Here is a 19,507-nt window from a genome sequence, read left to right on the forward strand (position 1 = left end):
TCCCGCCGCCACCCGGGCCGCAGGGCCCGGGTTTCCCGCCTAGCGGCGCGTCGCCGACGACACGCCCGGCACTTCGGCCAGGGCGTCCAGGGCGCGGGACAGCGACTCCCCCCCGCGCACTTCCACCGTGAACACCATGTGGGCCAGCGACTGCTTGCTCTGCGTGTTCACGCCCACCACATTCAGGCGCAGCCGGGCAAAAACCTCGGACAGGTCCCGCAGCAGGCCGGAACGGTCGTGCGCGCGCACACTGATGTCCACCGGATAAAAGGTATCGGCGGTTTCGCCCCAGGCGACCTCGATGACGCGTTCGGGCTCGCGCGCCGCCAAAGCCAGATAGCTGTGGCAATCGCTGCGGTGAATCGACACGCCCCGCCCGCGCGTGACAAAGCCGGCAATCGGGTCCGGGGGCGCCGGACGGCAGCAGCGCGCCAGCTGGGTCAGGAGCGATCCCACCCCAACCACCAGCACGCCGCTCTTGCCGCTTTTTTCAGCGCTGCCTGCGCTGGCATGGCGCAAGGCAGCCGGTTGCGGCTCGGCGGCCGGCGCCGGCTGCTGGAACAAGGTATCGATCTGCCGCAGGCTGAACTCTTCCTTGGCCGCCGCCACGTACAGGTCGTCGGCGCGGGCGAACCCGAGGTTCTGCGCCAGCTGCTCCAGGTTGACGGCAGTCTTGCCCAGACGTTGAAGTTCTTTTTCGACCAGGGCCTGGCCCTGCGTAATGCGTTGCTGCAGCTCGATCGCGTTGAACCACATGCGCACCTTGGCCCGGGCCCGGGGGCTCGCCAAAAAGCCCAGCTGAGGATTGAGCCAGTCGCGCGACGGCCCGCCAGACTTGGCGGAAATGATCTCCACGGTCTGTCCGGTGGACAGATGCGTCTGTAGCGGCACCATCTGGCCATCGACGCGCGCGCCGCGGCAGCGGTGGCCCAGGTCGGTATGCAGGTGATAGGCGAAATCCACGGGCGTGGCGCCCGCCGGCAATTCAATCACGCGCGCCTGCGGCGTCAGCACATAGATGCGTTCGTCGGTATGCGGCGGGGCTGCCGCGGGGCCACGGCTCTTGCCCGACGCCGGCTTGGCGGGCACGGCCTTGGCGGGTTCGCTACCGCCCTCGACATCGCTATTCCAGGCCAGCAACTGGCGCATCCACGCCAATTGGCGGTCGTATTCGCTGGAGGCGGCCACTTGGCCACCCTTGGCGCCCGCTTCCTTGTAGCGCCAGTGCGCGGCCATGCCGTACTCGGCGAACTGGTGCATCTCGCGCGTGCGGATCTGCACCTCGAAAGGACGGCCGTCGTCATCGGCCACCACCGTGTGCAAGGAGCGGTAGCCGTTGGGTTTGGGCCGCGAAATATAGTCGTCGAACTCTTCGGAGATCGGCGTCCACATTTCGTGCACCATGCCCAACGCCGTATAACAGGCGCGCACGTCGTCCACGATGATGCGCAACGCGCGCAGGTCGTACATCTGCGAGAAATCCAGCCGCTTCACGCGCATCTTGTTCCAGATGCTGTAGATGTGCTTGGGACGGCCACTGACCTCGGCCTCGACCCCGGCGCGGGCCAGGCCGGTCTGCAGGCGTTCGATGGCCCCGGCGATGAAGGCCTCGCGCTCCACCCGCTTTTCTTCGAGCAGGCGGGCGATCTGCTTGTATTTTTCGGGCTCCAGGAAGCGGAAGGCCAAGTCTTCCATTTCCCACTTGATCTGCCAGATCCCCAGGCGGTTTGCCAGGGGCGCGTACAGATCCAGGGTCTCCCGCGCGAAATCGGTAGAGCACGGCGCCTTGCTTTCCGCGTGCCAACGCAAGGTGCGCAGGCGCGACGCCAGCCGCATCAACACGATGCGCAAGTCGGCCGCCATGGCCAGCAGCATCTTGCGCTGCATTTCCTTCTGCGAACCGCTTTCGGCAGCGGCATCGCTTGCCTGCCGGGCCACCACGCCCAGCCGCAACAGGGCGCGCGCGCCCTGCACCAGCCGCGCGATCTCGGCGCCGAATGCGGCGGCGACCGGATCGTTGCGCAAGGACGGCGCAGGCGCCATCAGGTCGGTGGGCAAGGCGGCCAGCAACGCCGCCGCGCGGGTGGCGGCATCGGTATGCAAGGCTGCAAGTATGCGGACCACGCCCGCGCCATGCCCGGCCAGGGGCTCGCCGGTCAAGGCGTGCTGTCCTTCAAAACGCGGCTCGGCCCAGGCCACGGCCTGGTCGATCAGCGTCATGCCGTCGGCGTCCAGGCCGGCGCCTACCTCCTGCCGCCAGGAAGCGTCGAAAGGCGTAGGCGCGTCGGGAACAGGCGGGGCGGACATGACGGATGTCGAGCAGATGTAGTTTGATATCCCGACACTCTACACTAGGGTTTGTTATCGCTAAAACAAGCCGCTAGCCCCGGCATATGGAAGGAACCAAAGCTTATGTTGCGCTGGCTGAAGGGCCGGGGTGCCCGCCCGTCCGCGGTGGCCGAAATGCAGGCCCGCATCTCGCCGGAATTGTGGCGCCAGGTGCTGGACGCCCACCCGTTCCTGGCGGCGTTGACCGCCGAGGAAGCCGCTCAATTGCTGGCGCGTTCGGCCTGGTTGCTGGCCAGCAAGAACATCAACGGCGCGCAGGGGCTCGAGGTCTCGGATTTCATGCGCCTGAGTATCGCCGCGCAGGCCAGTCTGCCCATCCTCAACCTGGCGCCGGAACTGTACGAAGGCTGGGACGAGATCATCGTGTACCCCGCCAGTTTCCGCATTCCCCGCTCGCGCCAGGACGACGATGGCGTGGTGCACGAATACCTGGAGGACGCGGCCGGCGAGGCCTGGGAAGGCGGGCCGCTGGTCCTGTCCTGGGAAGACACGCAGTTCTCCGATGGCGGCTTCAATGTGGTCATCCACGAATTCGCCCACAAACTCGACCTGCGCTCGGGTTACGCCGACGGCATGCCCTCGCTGGCCGCCCACCCCGAGCTCAAGCCGCAGTCCTGGCGCCGCATCCTGGACGACAGCCTGGATCGTTTCATTGCAGCCGTGGACGCGGTCGAGGCAGCCATTCCGCACGACGTCGACCCCGAGAGCGAGGCTGCTGACGCCTGGTACGGCCAACTGCCGATGGACCCATATGCCGCCACCGACGAAGCCGAGTTCTTCGCGGTCAGCTCGGAACACTTCTTCGTGGATCCCTACCCCATGCACGAAGCCCTGCCGCAATGGTATGGGCTGCTGCGGGCCTACTACCGGCAGGATCCGCTGGAACGCTACGCATGAAACAGCTGCTGATCGTGTGGCATTCGCGCACCGGCGCCGCGCGGCAGATGGCCGAAGCCGCGGCGCGCGGCGCGCGCTCGGCCGCCACCCAGCTGGATCAGGCGTCCGATCTGAGCGTCGTGCTGCGGCCGGCCGCGGAGGTTCAGGCAGAGGAGTTGCTTGCCAGCCACGGCTACCTGTTCTGCGCGCCCGAAAACCTGGCGACGCTAAGCGGCGAGATGAAGGAATTCTTCGACCGCAACTACTATGCGGTGCTGGATCGGATACAGGGATTGCCTTACGCCTGCGCCATCAGCGCGGGCAGCGACGGCACGGGCGCGGCGCGGCAGGTGGAACGCATCTGCACCGGCTGGCGGCTCCGATCGCTGGCGCCGCCGCTCATCGTCAACATGGGCGCTCAAACCGCGCAGCAAATCCTGGCGCCGAAGACGGTGGCCGGCGCGGACCTGGATAAGTGCGAGGAATTGGGGGGCCTGCTGGCCGCGACGCTGCTGCTCGGGCAATAGACGGCAGAGCGGAAGAAGAGGCATGCATGGGCGGATGCGCGCACCCGCCCCCAGGGGATCGCCCTGGCATGCGCCGGGCGCTGATGCGCCCAACGCGGGGAAGGCGTCTTAGACGGCAGCCGTCACGACGATTTCGACCTTGTAATCCGGATTGGCAAGGCGGGCTTCAACGGTGGCGCGCGGAGGCGAATTGCCGTCGGCGACCCAGGCGTCCCAGGCCTTGTTCATGCCATCGAATTCCTTCATGTTGGCCACGTAGATCTGGGCCATCAGGATCTTGGTCTTGTCGGTGCCGGCTTCGGCCAGCAGGCGGTCGATCGTGGCGAGCACCTGTTCGGTCTGGCCGGTGATGTCCAGCGTGGAATCGTCCGGCACCTGGCCGGCCAGGTACGCGACGCCGTTGTACACGGCCATGTCGGACAGGCGCTTGGCCACGTGGAAGCGCTTGATGCTGCTCATGAATAGTCCCCTAGATTCGAGTGGGTTGGGTGGAACAATGCAGAAGAACCCGCAATTTACCCCGAGCCGCCATCAGGCGGGAGGCAATTGGAATACCTGGCGCAGATAGGCCAGGTAGGCTGGATCGTCGCACATGGTCTTTTCCGGCGCGTCGGACACCTTGGCCACCGGCTGCCCATTGCAGCGGACCATCTTCATGACGATCTGCAAGGGTTCGTGGCCCAGGTCGTTGGTCAGGTTGGTGCCGATGCCGAAAGACACCTTGCAGCGGCCGGAAAACTGGCGGGCCAGCTCGATGGCGCGCGGGAAAGTCAGCGAATCCGAGAACACCAGCGTCTTGGCCCTGGGATCCACGCGGTTCTTGCGGTAGTGCTCGAGCAGGCGCTCGCCCCAGACGAAGGGATCGCCGGAGTCATGCCGCGCGCCGTCGAACAGCTTGCAGAAATACATGTCGAAATCGCGCAGGAAGGCATCCATGCCGTAGACGTCGGACAACGCAATGCCCAGGTCGCCCCGGTACTCCTTGGCCCACACTTCCAGCGCGAAAACCTGCGAATCGCGCAAGCGCGGACCCAGCGCCTGGCAGGCCTGCAGGTACTCGTGGCCCATCGTGCCCAGCGGCAGCACTTCATGCTGCTTGGCCAGCAACACGTTACTGGTGCCGGCAAAATGCACGCCCATCTGGGCTTTCATGGTGGACACGATCTCTTCGTGCCAAATCTTGGAGAAGCGGCGTCGCGTGCCGTATTCAGCCACGCGGAAGTCGGCCAGCGCCGGATCGTCCAGCACCAGGTGCATCTTGGACTGCAGGCGCTTGCGGCCTTCTTCCCAGTCGGGATTCTTGCGCGTATTGCGGAAGTAGACCTCGTTGACGATGGCCAGGACCGGGATTTCGAACAGGATGGTGTGCAGCCAAGGCCCCTTGACCTCGATGCTGATTTCGCCCGGGCCTTCGCCTTCGCCGATATGGATGCACCGCTCCGGCAAGTGGAACAGCTCGAGGAAATCGACGAAGTCGCTTTTGATAAAGCGCAAGCCGCCCAGATATTTAAGTTCGTCTTCCGTGAAGCGCAGCTGGCACAGCTGGTGCACTTCTTCGCGGATTTCGTCCAGGTAGGGACGCAGGTCGATCCCCGGCGTGCGGCATTTGTAACGGTACTCGACCTGAGCAGCGGGAAACTGATGCAGAACCACCTGCATCATGCTGAATTTATACAGATCGGTGTCGAGCAGCGAAGTGATTATCATGATGGCGCGTTTCGTTTCGCGACACCATAGCATAGAGCCCGCGCCGTCCGGGGCGAAGGGCCACTATGTCAATACGGGTATTGCCGGCACATCGGCGCCGCATTGGGTAAAATCCGCCCAACAAAGACACATATGCCGCCGCTCCCGGAGTTCCTGAATGACCCACGTTGTCACCGAAAACTGTATTAAGTGCAAGTACACCGACTGCGTAGACGTGTGCCCGGTGGACTGTTTTCGTGAGGGTCCGAACTTCCTCGTGATCGATCCTGACGAATGCATCGACTGCGCCGTCTGCATCCCGGAATGCCCGGCCAATGCAATCTACGCGGAAGAAGACGTGCCGCAGGACCAACTGAATTTCATCGCCCTGAATGCCGAACTCTCCCCCGAGTTCGCCAGCATCAGCCGCGCCAAGAAGCCCCTGCCCGACGCCGACGAATGGAACGGCAAGCAGGACAAGCTGCAATACCTGGAAAAATAATCCGCGAACGCCGGCCGCCGCCTGGCGGCCGGCCTCGCGCGATGTGCCGATGACCGACGACTCCAAATACACGCGCCAGACCGTAACCCACGTTCATACCTGGGTGCCCGACAAGCTTTTCTCCGTGCGCGTGACGCGCGACGACGCGTATACGTTCCTGCCGGGCCAGTTCGCCCGGGTCGGCCTGCCGGAAGCCGGCGCCTCTGAAGGCGAACCCACCCTGTGGCGCGCCTACTCCATGGTGTCGGCGCCGCATCAGCCCTGGCTGGAGTTCTATTCCATCGTTGTCCCCGAAGGCCTGTTCAGCCCGCGCATGGCGCGGCTGCAGCCCGGCGATTCCCTATACGTGGAAAAGAACCCCTACGGTTTCCTGACCCTGGAACGCTTCGCGCCTGGCGGCGATCTCTGGCTGCTGGCCTCGGGCACGGGCCTGTCGGCCTACCTGTCGATCCTGCGCGACCCCGCCGTCTGGCGCGCCTACCGCCGCATCATCCTGGTGCATGGCGTGCGCACCGCCGCGGAGCTTGCCTACCGTAGCGAAATCGAATCCTGGCGCGTCCAGCCGGAGCTGGCCGAGTTCTTCGCCGCCGACCCGCAAAAACTCATCTACCTGCCCATCGCGACCCGCGAGGCCCTGCCGGGCATGCCCCAGGAACGCCTGACCACGCTGATCGCCGACGGCCGCCTGGAGCAACTGGCGGGGCAGCAGCTGGATCCCGCCCAAGCCAAGGTGATGCTCTGCGGCAATCCCGACATGCTGGCGGACGCCCGCAAGCTGCTGGGCGAGCGCGGTTTCAAGCCCGGACGCCGCGGCATCCCCGGCAACCTGGCGGTGGAAAACTACTGGTAGCGCCACGCCGCCCGACTTAGTGCATAAATCCTCCGTTTGGTGCTGCAACACCTCGCAAAAAGCGCCCTAAACTGGTGCCCAATGGGTAATGGGTCGCTTTTTAGCAACAGATTTGCTTTTTTTGTCGGCGTTTCTTCAGGCTGTTTAGAAATATCGTTAGTGCCCGGGGCAATAATCGGGACACACGCACGACCCAGAAGGACTTTTCTCAAATGCTGTATCAATTGCACGAAATGCAGCGCGCCTTCCTGACTCCGTTCGCAGCATTCACGGACGCCGGTTCCCAGCTGTTTTCCAGCCCCTACAGCCCTCTCGCCTATACCCCGATTTCCCGCCAGATGGCGGCCGGGTATGAGCTGATGACCCGCATCGGCAAGGAATACCAGAAGCCTGCCTGGAACCTGCCCACCACCGAAATCAAGGGCAAATCCGTCCGCGTCATCGAAGGCGTCGCGATGGACAAGCCGTTCTGTCGCCTGTTGCACTTCCAGCGCGACGTCCGCCACGCGGGACGTGACGATCCCAAGGTGCTGCTGGTCGCGCCGCTGTCGGGCCACCACGCCACGCTGCTGCGCGACACCGTGCGCGCCCTGTTGCCAGCCCACGACGTGTACGTTACCGACTGGGTCGATGCCCGCATGGTGCCGCTGTCTGCCGGGCCGTTCCACCTCAATGACTACGTCCGCTACGTGCAGGACTTTATCCGTCACCTGGGCCCGGACGTGCATGTCATTTCCGTGTGCCAGCCCACGGTGCCGGTGCTGGCCGCGGTCTCGCTGATGGCCTCCGCCAATGATCCCTGCCAACCGCGCAGCATGGTGATGATGGGTGGCCCCATCGACCCGCGCCAGTCGCCCACGCAGGTGAACCGCCTGGCCACGACCAAGCCCTACGCCTGGTTCGAGAACCAGGTCATCCACCCCGTGCCGCCGCGCTACCCGGGCGCCGGCCGCAAGGTCTATCCAGGCTTTCTGCAGCATGCCGGATTCATGGCAATGAATCCCGACCGCCATATGAAGTCGCACTATGACTTCTACCTGGACCTGCTGCGCGGCGACGATAGCGACGCCGAAGCGCACCGCCGCTTCTACGACGAATACAACGCCGTGCTGGACATGCCGGCCGAGTTCTACCTGGACACGATCCGCATGGTGTTCCAGGAATTCCAGCTGCCCAACGGCACCTGGGAAGTAGACGGCAAGCTTGTGCGGCCGGCGGATATCAAGAACGTCGCCCTTTTCACCATCGAAGGTGAACTGGACGACATCTCGGGCCAGGGCCAGACCCGCGCCGCCATCAAGCTGTGCAAGAACATTCCGGCCGAACGCAAGATGCATTACACCGCGCCCAACTGCGGCCACTACGGCATTTTCTCGGGCCGCCGCTGGCGCGAAATGATCTGTCCTAAAATTGCCGAATTCATCCGGCAATCTGCGTAGGATGGGTATCGCGCGAGTCAACCTGGACTAGCACCCGGACCTTCGACGCGCGCAATCCATCAAACTACGGTGGCTAGAAGTATCACCGTTGCTTGATGGGTTGCGCGCGATCCGCATTTGGATTCCTGGCGCCCGTCCTTCGCGCTCCCGTCCCACGGTTTTTTCTTCATATCCATGTCCTGTCGCTCACTAGCCGACCGCATCGATGCCTTGCTGCCCCAGACGCAATGCACCAAGTGCGGATACGACGGCTGCCGGCCCTACGCCGATGCCATCGCGGACGGCGCCGCCCCGATCAACCGTTGTCCTCCCGGAGGCGATGAAGGCATCGCCGCGCTGTCGGCGCTGCTCGACGTGCCCGCCCTGCCCCTGGACACCACCCGCGGGGAACCCAGCCCGTTGCTGGTCGCGCGCATCGACGAAGCGCATTGCATCGGCTGTACGCTATGCATCCAGGCCTGTCCCGTGGACGCCATCGTGGGCGCCAATAAGCATATGCATACCGTACTGGCCGACTGGTGTACCGGCTGCGACCTGTGCGTAGCGCCCTGTCCGGTCGATTGCATCCAGATGGTGCCGGCAGGCCGCGCCTGGGGCCCGCACGACGCCACCGTCAGCCGCCAGCGCCACCGCAGCCATCTGGCGCGTACCGAACGCCTGGCCGCCGACAACGCGCGCCTGATGGCGCCCGAAGCAGCCGCCCCCTCAAACGCGACCACGCCCGCTCCCGCCGCGGACGATACGCGCAACGAGGACCGCAAGCGTTCCGCCATTGAATCCGCGCTGGCCCGCGCCCGGGCCCGCCGCAACCCGACGCAATCATGAACGCCGCCAAACGCCGAGAGATCTTCGCCCGCCTGCAAGCCGCCAACCCGCACCCGACCACCGAGCTCGAATACGACACCCCGTTCCAGTTGCTGATCGCCGTGTTGCTGTCGGCGCAAGCCACCGACAAATCCGTCAATATCGCCACGCGCAAGTTCTTCCCTGCTTATGGCACGCCGCAGGCCTTGCTGGCGCTAGGCGAAGAAGGCCTCGCCGACTACATCAAGACTATCGGCCTCTATCGCACCAAGGCAAAGAACACCATCGCCACCTGCAAGATCCTGATCGAGCAGCACGGCGGTGAAGTGCCGCAGACTCGCGAGGCGCTCGAAGCCCTGCCCGGCGTGGGGCGCAAGACCGCCAACGTAGTACTCAACACGGCTTTCGGCCAACCCACGATGGCGGTGGACACGCATATATTCCGAGTGTCCAACCGCACCGGCATCGCTCCTGGCAAGAACGTGCTGGAAGTCGAACAGAAACTCGAAAAATTCGTGCCGCGCGAATACATGCAGGACGCGCATCACTGGCTGATATTGCTGGGCCGCTACGTCTGCGTGGCGCGCAAACCCAAATGCCCTCAATGCGGCATTTCCGACCTCTGCGAATTCAAGCAGAAAACTCCCGCCTGAGCGCCTGCGCCGCGAACGCCGACACCGCATCGGCCTGCGGAAAACCGGGTTTTCCCTCGCTACGAAATGCATGACGCGTTGATGACGATCAACGCGTATTTGCTGCAATGCATTTCCATTATGGAAAGGCTCTCTTCCCTTGTGGCGCAAGCATTGTCGGCCTGCCGACAATTGCCCTTTCCGCACTGCAAAACCTATGACAAACCCTCATGGAATTTTGATAAAGAGGTGCGCATACTCGCCGGCAACTCATAAGAAAACTGCGAGGCTTCGCCAGTTTTCCGGACCCTGCGGGGACCTGACGCAACGACGACAGGTGGAGACCGAAATAAATACAACGCCGGTGCAGCGAACATGGACGACACGATCCTGGAGACAAAAGGCCTCACCAAGGAATTCCGCGGATTCGTCGCGGTCAATGGGGTCGATTTGCGTATCAAGCGGGGCGAGATTCATGCCTTGATCGGGCCTAACGGCGCGGGCAAGACCACTTGCTTCAACCTGCTTACCAAGTTTCTCTCTCCCACGTCGGGAACCATCAAGTTCAACGGTATCGACATCACCGGCGAGCGACCCGCGCAGATCGCGCGGCGCGGCGTGATCCGTTCGTTCCAGATCTCGGCGGTGTTCCCGCACCTGACCGTTCTGGAAAACGTGCGCATCGGCCTGCAGCGCAAGACCGGTCTGTCGTTCCACTTCTGGAAAAGCGACAAACAGCTGGCCGCGCTGAACGAACCGGCGCGCGCCTTGCTGGACCAGGTCGACCTCGGTGCCTTCGCCAACGAAACCACCGTCAACCTGCCCTATGGCCGCAAGCGCGCGCTGGAAATCGCCACGACGCTGGCCATGGAGCCCGAGCTGATGCTGCTGGATGAACCGACGCAGGGCATGGGCCACGAGGACGTGGACCGCGTCACGCAGCTGATCAAGCGCGTCAGCGCCGGACGGACCATCCTGATGGTGGAACACAACATGAATGTCGTGTCCTCCATCGCCGACACCATCACTGTGCTGGCGCGCGGCAGCGTGCTGGCCGAAGGATCGTACGCCGAAGTCTCCCGCCATCCGGCCGTGATGCAGGCTTACATGGGCACCACCGAGGGCGAACTTCAAGGAGCGCACGCATGAGCACCCCGGCACTGGAAATTTCGGGCCTGCAAGCCTGGTACGGGGAATCGCATATCCTGCACGGCGTGGATATGCGGGTTGGACAAGGCGAAGTGGTCACGCTGCTCGGACGCAACGGCGCCGGACGCACCACGACACTGCGGGCCATCCTGGGCCTGACGGGCTCGCGCAAGGGCTCGGTACGCATCCACGGCACCGAAGCCATCGATCTGCCCACCTACAAGATCGCTCATCTGGGCGTGGGCTATTGCCCCGAAGAACGCGGCATCTTCGCCAGCCTGTCCTGCGAAGAAAACCTGCTGCTGCCCCCGGTCGTGGGATCGCTGGGCGGCGGCATGTCGCTGGCCGAAATCTACGATATGTTCCCGAACCTGCAAGAGCGCCGGAATTCTCCGGGCACGCGCTTGTCTGGCGGCGAACAGCAGATGCTGGCCGTCGCGCGCATCCTGCGCACTGGCGCGAACCTGCTGCTGCTGGACGAAATTTCGGAAGGCCTGGCTCCCGTCATCGTGCAGGCGCTGGCACGCATGATCACCGCGCTGAAGCAGCGCGGCTACACCATCGTCATGGTGGAACAGAACTTCCGCTTCGCCGCGCCGCTGGCCGATCGCTTCTACGTCATGGAGCACGGCCAGATCGTCGAGCACTTCGAAGCCGCAGAACTTTCAGAAAAACAGGACACGCTCAACGAACTGCTGGGCGTCTAGAACCTGTGTCATCCGCCGGAAATCCGGCAACACTACACCGTAGGGAAGAGAGGAGTCATCCCATGAAGCTGCACACCATCACTGCTGCACTGGCCATGGCGGGCCTGGGATTTGCTGGGGCAACCGCCCATGCGCAAGGTATCTCCGACGATGTCATCCGCATCGGCTTCATCACTGACATGTCTGGCGTGTATTCCGACATCGACGGCAAGGCCGGTCTGGAAGCCGTGCGCATGGCGATCGAAGACGCTGGCGGTTCGATCAACGGCAAGAAGATCGAAGTCGTGTCGGCGGATCACCAGAACAAGGCCGACGTCGCGTCGGCGCGCGTGCGCGAATGGTTCGACGAGCAGAAGGTGGACGTCATCATCGCCGGCACGAACTCGTCGACCAGCCTGGCCATGGCCGGCGTGGCCGCCGAGAAGAAAAAGCCCTTCATGGCCATTGGCGCGGGCGCGTCGGACCTGACCAACGCCCAGTGCTCGCCCTACACCGTGCACTATGCGTACGACACCGTGGCGCTGGCGCGCGGCACTGGCTCCGCCGTGGTGAAGGACGGCGGCAAGAGCTGGTTCTTCCTGACCGCGGACTATGCCTTCGGCCACGCCCTGGAGCGTGACACCATGGCCGTGGTCAAGGCGGCCGGCGGCGAGGTCAAGGGCCAGGTGCGAGCCCCCCTCGGCGCATCCGACTTCTCGTCCTTCCTGCTGCAGGCGCAAGCCTCCAAGGCCCAGATCCTGGGCCTGGCAAACGCGGGCGGCGACACCATCAACTCCGTCAAGGCCGCCAACGAATTCGGCGTGACCAAGACCATGAAGATGGCCGGCCTGCTGGTCTTCATCAACGACGTGCACGCGCTGGGCCTGCCCGCCACGCAGGGCATGTACCTGACCGATGGCTGGTACTGGGACCAATCCGACGCCTCGCGCGCTTGGTCGAAGAAGTTCGAAGCCAAGGTGGGCCGCAAGCCTTCCATGCTGCAAGCGGGCGACTATTCGGCCACGGCCTTCTACCTGAACGCCATCAAGTCCCTGGGCACGGATGACGGCGACGCCGTGATGAAGTGGATGAAGTCGAACAAGATCAACGACTTCTTCGCACAGGGCGGCTATGTGCGCGAAGACGGCCGCATGATCCACGACATGTACCTGATGCAGGTCAAGACGCCGGCCGAATCCAAGGCCCCGTGGGACTACTACAAGGTCGTGGCGACGCTGCCCGGCGACGAGGTCTACACCAAGTTGTCCGAGTCCACCTGCAAGCTGGTCAAGAAATAAACCAGCCCATGTGATCCCAGGCGCGACCCGGCAGCCCAAGGCGCCGGGCCGCGTCTTTGACCGGGTCGCGTTTTCGACTAGCTCGCTTTCATCCGTACGCGCAGGACTTTCACAAGATGACTGACATTTTCGGCATCCCCATACAGGCCTTGTTCGGCCAGCTATTGCTAGGCCTGGTCAACGGCTCCTTCTATGCCATGCTGTCGCTCGGGCTGGCCGTTATCTTCGGGCTGCTGAACGTCATCAACTTCGCGCACGGCGCGCTCTACATGCTGGGCGCTTTCATCGCCTGGATGGGCCTGTCGTACCTGGGGTTGAATTACTGGATCATGCTGATACTCGCGCCGCTGGTCGTCGGGCTATTCGGCATCATCATAGAAAAACTGTTGCTGCGGCATCTGTACAAGCTCGATCACCTGTACGGACTGCTGCTCACTTTTGGCCTGACGCTGCTCATCGAAGGCCTGTTCCGAAGCTTCTATGGCGTTTCGGGCCAGCCCTATCCGACGCCCGATGCGCTGCGCGGCGCCACCAACCTGGGCTTCATGATCCTGCCCAACTATCGTGGCTGGGTCGTGGCGGCCTCCGTGGTGGTGTGCCTGGCCACCTGGTTCGTCATCGAGCGCACCCGCCTGGGCGCCCTGCTGCGCGCTGGCACCGAAAACCCGCGCCTGGTCGAAGCCTTCGGCGTGAACGTGCCCCGCATGATCACCCTGACCTACGGCTTCGGCGTCGCGCTGGCAGGCTTTGCCGGCGTGCTGGCCGCGCCTGTGCTGCAGATTTCCCCGCTGATGGGCTCCAACCTCATCATCGTCGTGTTCGCCGTGGTCGTGATCGGAGGCATGGGGTCCATCATGGGCGCCATCGTGACCGGTCTGGGCCTGGGCGTGATTGAAGGACTGACCAAAGTGTTCTGGCCCGAGGCCTCGAGCACGGTCGTGTTCATCATCATGGCCATCGTTCTGTTGATCCGCCCGGCCGGGCTGTTCGGAAAAGAAAAATGAATCGTCAATTCCTGGGCTATGCGGTACTGGCCGTCGTGGTGGCCATTCTTCCCTTTGTCGGGGTGTATCCGATCTTCGCCATGAAGATCATGTGCTACGCGCTCTTCGCCTGCGCATTCAACCTGCTGCTGGGCTTTACCGGGCTGCTGTCGTTCGGCCATGCCGCCTTCCTGGGCAGCGCGGCCTACGCAACGGGGCACGCGCTCAAGGTCTGGGGCTTTCCCACCGAGATCGGCCTGCTGTTCGGCGTGGCCGTGGCCGCGCTGCTGGGCCTGGCGATGGGCGCCCTGGCCATCCGGCGCAGCGGCATCTACTTCGCCATGATCACCCTGGCGCTGGCGCAGATGGTGTTCTTCTTCTTCCTGCAAGCGAAGTTCACTGGCGGCGAAGACGGCCTGCAAAGCGTGCCGCGCGGCACCCTGCTCGGTCTGATCGACCTGTCCAAGGACCTGAACCTGTATTACCTGGTGATGGCCATCTTCATCATCGGCTTCTTCATCATCTGGCGCACGGTGCATTCGCCCTTCGGCCAGGTGCTGCAGGCGCTGCGCGAGAACGAGCCGCGCGCCATCTCGCTGGGCTACGACGTCGACCGCTTCAAGCTGCTGGCCTTCGTACTGTCCGCCGCGCTGGCCGGACTGGCGGGCGCGACCAAGACCCTGGTCTTCGTGTCGGCCACGCTGTCCGACGCCACCTGGCAGATGTCCGGACTGGTCATCCTGATGACGCTGATCGGCGGGCTTGGCACCTTGACCGGCCCCATCCTCGGCGCCTTCATCGTGGTGCTGCTGGAAAACAAAGTCGGCGACTTCGGCCAGATGATGGCCAAGCTGACCGGCGTGGACTGGTTCCTGCGCCTGGGTGAATCCGTCACCATCGTGATCGGCCTGATCTTCGTGATCTGCGTGCTGGCCTTCCGCCGCGGCATCGTGGGCGAGATCGGCGCGTTCATCAATCGCCGGCGCGCGGCCCGCGCCTGAGACCTGGCATCCGCTTGCACGGGGCCGCATGCTTCATGCGGCCCCGTTTCCATTTGGCGAGACGCCCGTCACCCGTACAATGAACGGCACCCAACCAAACAGGTGCCTGACCATGCGCAACCCGCATCCGCTCGCCCCCGTCATTGGCGCCCTGGCGCTGGCCGCCGCCCTGCTCCCCGCGGCCGCGCAAGCCGCTGAATCCGGCGCCCCCGTCTGTGAAGTCAACCGGCCGGTACGCTTCAGCGGCCTGAACTGGGAATCCAACCTGGTGCTGGCCGGAATCGAACGCTACGTCCTGGAACACGGCTACGGCTGCAAGACCACGGTCGAGATCGGCGAGACCCTTCCCATGCTGGCCGCTCTGCAACGCGGCGACGTAGACGTCACGCCGGAGGTGTGGCCCGGCCAGATCGAAGGCGCCTGGAAGAAGGCGCTGGCCAGCGGCAAAGTGCTGGGCGTGGGCCACGTATACGACGCCGGCGAAGGCTGGTACGTGCCGCGCTACACGGTCGAACGCCATCCCGGCTTGAAATCCGCCGCCGACCTGGCGCGCTTCAAGAAAGTTTTCGCCGATCCCGAAGAGCCAGGCCGCGGCCGCATCTACGGCTGCCCGGCAGGCTGGGCCTGCGGCACCCTGAACGAGAACCTGCTGCGCGCGCTGAACCTCGAACAGGACTACACGATGTTCGCTCCCGGCTCCGGCGCCGCGCAAAAGGCCGCCATCGTGTCCGCCTACAAGCGCAAGCGCGACATCGTCTTCTACTACTGGACACCCACCTCGCTGGTCGGGGCGCTGGACCTGGTGAAGCTGGAATTGCCGCCCTTCAACCAGGCCGCCTACACCTGCATGACCGATCCCAAATGCGCAAAGCCCGTGGCCACCGAATTCAAGCCCAATCCCGTCGTCACCGGCGTAAATGCCGAGTTCGCGAAACAGGCGCCGAAGGTCGCTGAGTTCCTGAGCAAGCTGACGGTGCCCAGCGATGCGATCGACGCCACGCTGGGCTGGCTGGAAAACGAAGGCAAGGAACCCGAGGACGCCGCGCGTTATTTCCTCAAGCAATACGCCCCCGTCTGGCGGCAATGGATGCCGGCGCAGGAGGCCGACCGCGTGCAGGCCGCGCTGGCGCGCGAATGACGCCTGCCGCCTCATGTATCCTGACGTTTCGGCGCGCCGATAGCGCCAACCCAATTCAAGCGAAGGAAGACAACCATGGACGCCCTGTTCTGGCACAACGGTCACTGGACCACTGAAAACCCCAAATTGCTCGGCCCGGCCGACCATGCCTTCTGGATGGCCAGCATGGTGTTCGACGGCGCGCGCGCCTTCCGCGGCCTGACGCCTGACCTGGATCTGCATTGCCAGCGCGTGGTGCGCTCGGCCGAAAAAATGCTGATGAAGCCGCAGATCGGCTGGGAAGAAATCCAGAAGCTGTGCCTGCAGGCCGTGGCGAAATTCCCGCAGGGCAGCGAGCTCTACATCAAGCCCATGTTCTACTGCGCCGACGGCTTCCTGCTGCCGGACGCCGACAAGACCCAGTTCGTGCTGCACGTGTTCAAGGTGCCGATGCCCGGCGACCAGGGCTTCTCCGCCTGCTTCTCCAGCTATGCGCGCTCGTGGCCCAATATGGCGCCCACCGACGCCAAGGCGTCCTGCCTGTACCCGAACGGCCAGCGCGCCATCCGCGAAGCCGCCGAGAAGGGCTTCGACAACGCCATCATGCTGGACGGCGCCGGCAATATCGCCGAGTTCGCGACCAGCAACCTGTGGATCGCCAAGAATGGCGTGGTATCCACGCCGGCCGACAACGGCACTTTCCTGAACGGCATCACGCGCCGCCGCGTGCTCGCCCTGCTGAAGGCAGATGGCGTCGACGTCCAGGAACGCAGCCTGACCCGTGCCGACATCGAGGAAGCCGACGAAGTGTTCTCGTCGGGCAACTATGGCAAGGTGGTGCACGTAAACCGCGTCGAAGACCGCACGCTCGAATACGGCCCCATGGCACGTCGCGCACACAAGCTGTACATGGACTACGCGGAAAGCACCGGCGCCAAATAGGGTCCGCCGCCTCTTCAGCCCCCACCTCAACGCTGCCCGCCTCGTGCGGGCAGCGTCGTTTCTCAGGAATGCCCATGCAGACTCGACGCGATTTTCTCCGCAACAGCGCCGCCCTGGCCGGCGCCGGCAGCGCGCTGGCGCTGTTCCCCGCAGCGATACGGCGCGCCCTGGCCATTCCTGCCAACCACCGCACGGGCACGATCCGCGACGTTGAGCATATCGTGATCTTCATGCAGGAGAACCGCTCGTTCGACCACTACTTCGGCGCGCTTGCCGGCGTACGCGGATTCGGCGACCGCTTTCCGATCCCGGTGCCTGACAGTCCCGATGCCCGCCACCGCAGCGTCTGGGCTCAGTACAACGACAAGCCGGATGACGGCCAGCCACGCACGGTGCTGCCCTTTCACCTGGACACCCGCGAGGCCTTCGAGACCATGCGCGTGGCCAGCACGCCGCATACGTGGTCCAACGCCCAGGACGCCTGGGACGCCGGCCGCATGGGTAACTGGCCTGCCGCCAAGAAAAACCATTCGATGGCATATTTCACGGCGGAGGACATGCCCTTCCAGTACGCCATGGCGCGCGCCTTCACCGTCTGCGACGCCTATCACTGCTCGTTCACCGGCGGCACCAATACCAACCGGCTGTTCGTCTGGACGGGCACCAACGACGGGCTGGGACGCGGCAACGGACCGGCATTGGGCAATACCTACAACAAGCTCACCGGAGGCGACCCGGCGCGCGCCTACACCTGGACGACCTACCCCGAGCGCCTGGAGGCAGCCGGCGTCAGCTGGCGCATCTACCAGAACATGGCGGACAACTATTCCCTGAATCCCACCGCCGGGTTCAAAGCCTACCGCGATGCCTATCATGGCGTGCTGGGTTCGGCCGCCGCGCTGAAGGACAAGGCCCTGACCACGCGCGACCTGGACCTGCTGCGCCAGGACGTGCTGGACGGCACGCTGCCGCAGGTGTCGTGGATCTGTGCGACCAAGGCTGGTTCCGAGCATCCCAGCCCGTCCAGCCCGGCCCAGGGCGCCGACTACACCGCCCGGGTACTGGACGCGCTGACAGCCGACCCCGAGGTCTGGAGCAAGACCGTCCTGCTGCTGATGTTCGACGAGAACGACGGTTTCTTCGACCACATGCCGCCGCCCGCACCGCCCTCGCGCGATGCCTCGGGCGCGTTGGCCGGAGCCTCGACGGTGGACACGCGCGGCGAATATCACGAGATCGTCGCGGGCGCGGAAAAGGACGATACCCTGGCGCATCTGCACGGCGTATATGGATTGGGTCCGCGCGTGCCTATGTATGTGCTGTCGCCCTGGACCAAGGGCGGCTGGGTCAACTCGCAGGTGTTCGACCACACTTCCGTGCTGCGATTCGTCGAACAGCGATTCGGAGTGGCCGAGCCCAATATCTCACCATGGCGCCGCGCCGTCTGTGGCGACCTGACATCGATCTTCGACTTTTCCGCGCCGGACGGCGCAGGCTTGCCCAGCGGCTTGCCAGCCACGGCGGAACGCGCCGGACTGGCCTCTGCGTTGCCGGGCACGATCACGCCGCCCGCGCCGAGACAGCCCGCGCTGGCGCGGCAATCCGCCGGCACGCGCCCGTCACGCCCCCTGCCCTATGCGCTGCAAGTGCACGCCCGCGTGGATGACGGCGGCGTCGCGCTGCGTTTCGAAAACATCGGCACAGCCGGCGCAGTATTCCATGTGTATGACCGGCTGCATCTGGCGCAAGGCCCGCGCCGCTACACCGTCGAAGCTGGCACGCAGTTGGAAGGAACATGGCATACCGCGTCCGACGACGGCCGCTACGATCTGTGGATATTGGGCCCCAATGGATTCCACCGCCATTGCACAGGCCGCGCCGGCGCGCCACCGTTGGAAGTCACGGCCGCCTACCAGGGACCGGGCGCATCCCTGCAACTCACGGTACAAAATCCCGCTCCGCAAGCCCGTTCGTTCCAAGTCCAGGCCAATGCTTATGGCTATCCTCAAGCAAGCGACACCAAGCTCGGGCCCGGCGAGAGCGTTAGCTTGTCCTGGGACATGACGCGCAGCGGGGGCTGGTACGACGTGACGGTTCTCGACGGCGGCGACCCGGCCTACACTCGCCGTCTGGCCGGACGCATCGAGACCGGCGCACCCTCCACCTCAGACCCCGCGATGGGGCAAGAGCTGATACTGCAATGGACACCCCTGGCATGATGAAACCACCCGCACCCTATGAAAACGCCGTAACGTTCCAGTTCGGCGACTCGCCCGAGCTGGCCGACGAGTTGCTGGCGCTGGTGCTGGCCGGCACGAAGACGGCCACCTGCGGCGCGTTGCGCGACTTCAATGCGCAAGAACCCGTGCCCGAGGCCGGTCGGCGCGACGTCGTGCTGGACGGACGGGGCCGCCCGGCCTGCGTCATCGAGACGCTCAGCGTGCTGATCCAGCGCTTTGACCAAGTGGACGAAGCGTTCGCGGTCGCCGAGGGTGAAGGTCCCTACGAGGCCTGGCGCGATGGACACATCGCGTATTTCGAACGCAACGGCGGGTATGCGCCGGACATGATGCTTGTATGCGAGCGCTTCCGCGTGGTGGAAGTCTTCGAAAGATAAAAAAGGACGCCTCGCGGCGTCCCTTTCTCTTTCCGCGAACAGCGGTAAA

The 19,507-nt window shown here is 64.3% G+C and carries 19 protein-coding genes; 16 read left to right on the forward strand and 3 right to left on the reverse strand.

Annotated elements, in window-relative coordinates; translation table 11 throughout:
* Positions 1 to 39: 39 nt before the first annotated feature.
* Positions 40 to 2,307, reverse strand: a complete 2,268-nt coding sequence (locus tag CEY08_RS02525; RefSeq protein ID WP_076815820.1) for a RelA/SpoT family protein — start codon at positions 2,305 to 2,307, stop codon at positions 40 to 42.
* A gap of 105 nt (positions 2,308 to 2,412) precedes the next feature.
* On the opposite strand from CEY08_RS02525, the gene CEY08_RS02530 reads away from it, so the two are divergent.
* Complete coding sequence (locus CEY08_RS02530) at positions 2,413 to 3,246, forward strand: M90 family metallopeptidase (protein ID WP_042796827.1); 834 nt, start codon at positions 2,413 to 2,415, stop codon at positions 3,244 to 3,246.
* Positions 3,243 to 3,752, forward strand: a complete 510-nt coding sequence (locus CEY08_RS02535; RefSeq protein WP_042796826.1) for a flavodoxin family protein — start codon at positions 3,243 to 3,245, stop codon at positions 3,750 to 3,752. Before CEY08_RS02530 ends, CEY08_RS02535 begins: the two co-directional genes overlap by 4 nt.
* A 108-nt stretch (positions 3,753 to 3,860) precedes the next feature.
* Here the strand turns inward: CEY08_RS02535 and CEY08_RS02540 are convergent, their stop codons facing one another.
* Entirely contained in the window at positions 3,861 to 4,211 is a 351-nt protein-coding gene (locus CEY08_RS02540; protein WP_042796825.1) for a RidA family protein, read from the reverse strand.
* 72 nt (positions 4,212 to 4,283) lie between these two features.
* Entirely contained in the window at positions 4,284 to 5,459 is a 1,176-nt protein-coding gene (pncB, locus tag CEY08_RS02545) for a nicotinate phosphoribosyltransferase (protein ID WP_042797612.1), read from the reverse strand.
* A 157-nt stretch (positions 5,460 to 5,616) separates the two neighbouring features.
* On the opposite strand from pncB, the gene fdxA reads away from it, so the two are divergent.
* From fdxA to CEY08_RS02615, 14 genes are all read left to right on the forward strand, one after another.
* Complete coding sequence (gene fdxA / locus CEY08_RS02550; RefSeq protein ID WP_006389264.1) at positions 5,617 to 5,940, forward strand: ferredoxin FdxA; 324 nt, start codon at positions 5,617 to 5,619, stop codon at positions 5,938 to 5,940.
* Positions 5,941 to 5,989: 49 nt separating this feature from the next.
* On the forward strand, positions 5,990 to 6,790 hold the full coding sequence (locus CEY08_RS02555; RefSeq protein WP_076815822.1) for a ferredoxin--NADP reductase: 801 nt from the start codon (positions 5,990 to 5,992) through the stop codon (positions 6,788 to 6,790).
* Positions 6,791 to 7,002: 212 nt separating this feature from the next.
* Entirely contained in the window at positions 7,003 to 8,229 is a 1,227-nt protein-coding gene (locus tag CEY08_RS02560; RefSeq protein ID WP_042796822.1) for a polyhydroxyalkanoate depolymerase, read from the forward strand.
* A gap of 174 nt (positions 8,230 to 8,403) precedes the next feature.
* Complete coding sequence (gene rsxB / locus CEY08_RS02565; protein ID WP_076817948.1) at positions 8,404 to 9,054, forward strand: electron transport complex subunit RsxB; 651 nt, start codon at positions 8,404 to 8,406, stop codon at positions 9,052 to 9,054.
* Complete coding sequence (gene nth / locus CEY08_RS02570; RefSeq protein ID WP_054450563.1) at positions 9,051 to 9,686, forward strand: endonuclease III; 636 nt, start codon at positions 9,051 to 9,053, stop codon at positions 9,684 to 9,686. The genes rsxB and nth overlap by 4 nt, the downstream gene beginning before the upstream one ends.
* A 354-nt stretch (positions 9,687 to 10,040) precedes the next feature.
* The gene (locus CEY08_RS02575; RefSeq protein WP_042796819.1) at positions 10,041 to 10,814 is read left to right on the forward strand and encodes an ABC transporter ATP-binding protein; all 774 of its coding nucleotides are present in this window, start codon (positions 10,041 to 10,043) and stop codon (positions 10,812 to 10,814) included.
* Positions 10,811 to 11,521 carry an ABC transporter ATP-binding protein gene (locus CEY08_RS02580; protein ID WP_013392192.1) on the forward strand — a complete coding sequence of 237 codons (711 nt, stop codon included), beginning with the start codon at positions 10,811 to 10,813 and terminating at the stop codon, positions 11,519 to 11,521. The genes CEY08_RS02575 and CEY08_RS02580 overlap by 4 nt, the downstream gene beginning before the upstream one ends.
* A 62-nt stretch (positions 11,522 to 11,583) precedes the next feature.
* Positions 11,584 to 12,798: an ABC transporter substrate-binding protein gene (locus CEY08_RS02585; protein ID WP_042796818.1), complete on the forward strand. Its 1,215-nt coding sequence runs from the start codon at positions 11,584 to 11,586 to the stop codon at positions 12,796 to 12,798.
* A 116-nt stretch (positions 12,799 to 12,914) separates the two neighbouring features.
* Positions 12,915 to 13,802: a branched-chain amino acid ABC transporter permease gene (locus CEY08_RS02590; protein ID WP_042796817.1), complete on the forward strand. Its 888-nt coding sequence runs from the start codon at positions 12,915 to 12,917 to the stop codon at positions 13,800 to 13,802.
* A complete protein-coding gene (locus tag CEY08_RS02595; protein WP_042796816.1) occupies positions 13,799 to 14,782 on the forward strand; it encodes a branched-chain amino acid ABC transporter permease in 984 nt (327 codons plus the stop codon). The genes CEY08_RS02590 and CEY08_RS02595 overlap by 4 nt, the downstream gene beginning before the upstream one ends.
* Positions 14,783 to 14,894: 112 nt before the next feature.
* Complete coding sequence (locus CEY08_RS02600) at positions 14,895 to 15,920, forward strand: ABC transporter substrate-binding protein (RefSeq protein WP_076815824.1); 1,026 nt, start codon at positions 14,895 to 14,897, stop codon at positions 15,918 to 15,920.
* A 75-nt stretch (positions 15,921 to 15,995) separates the two neighbouring features.
* Entirely contained in the window at positions 15,996 to 16,841 is an 846-nt protein-coding gene (locus CEY08_RS02605) for a branched-chain amino acid aminotransferase (RefSeq protein ID WP_063642021.1), read from the forward strand.
* A gap of 74 nt (positions 16,842 to 16,915) precedes the next feature.
* Entirely contained in the window at positions 16,916 to 19,060 is a 2,145-nt protein-coding gene (locus CEY08_RS02610; RefSeq protein ID WP_076815827.1) for a phosphocholine-specific phospholipase C, read from the forward strand.
* Positions 19,057 to 19,458: an ASCH domain-containing protein gene (locus tag CEY08_RS02615; RefSeq protein ID WP_063642321.1), complete on the forward strand. Its 402-nt coding sequence runs from the start codon at positions 19,057 to 19,059 to the stop codon at positions 19,456 to 19,458. Before CEY08_RS02610 ends, CEY08_RS02615 begins: the two co-directional genes overlap by 4 nt.
* The last annotated feature ends 49 nt before the right edge of the window (positions 19,459 to 19,507 follow it).

This window comes from Achromobacter insolitus (assembly GCF_002209555.1).
In the GTDB taxonomy this organism is placed as follows: Bacteria; Pseudomonadota; Gammaproteobacteria; order Burkholderiales; family Burkholderiaceae_B; genus Achromobacter; species Achromobacter insolitus.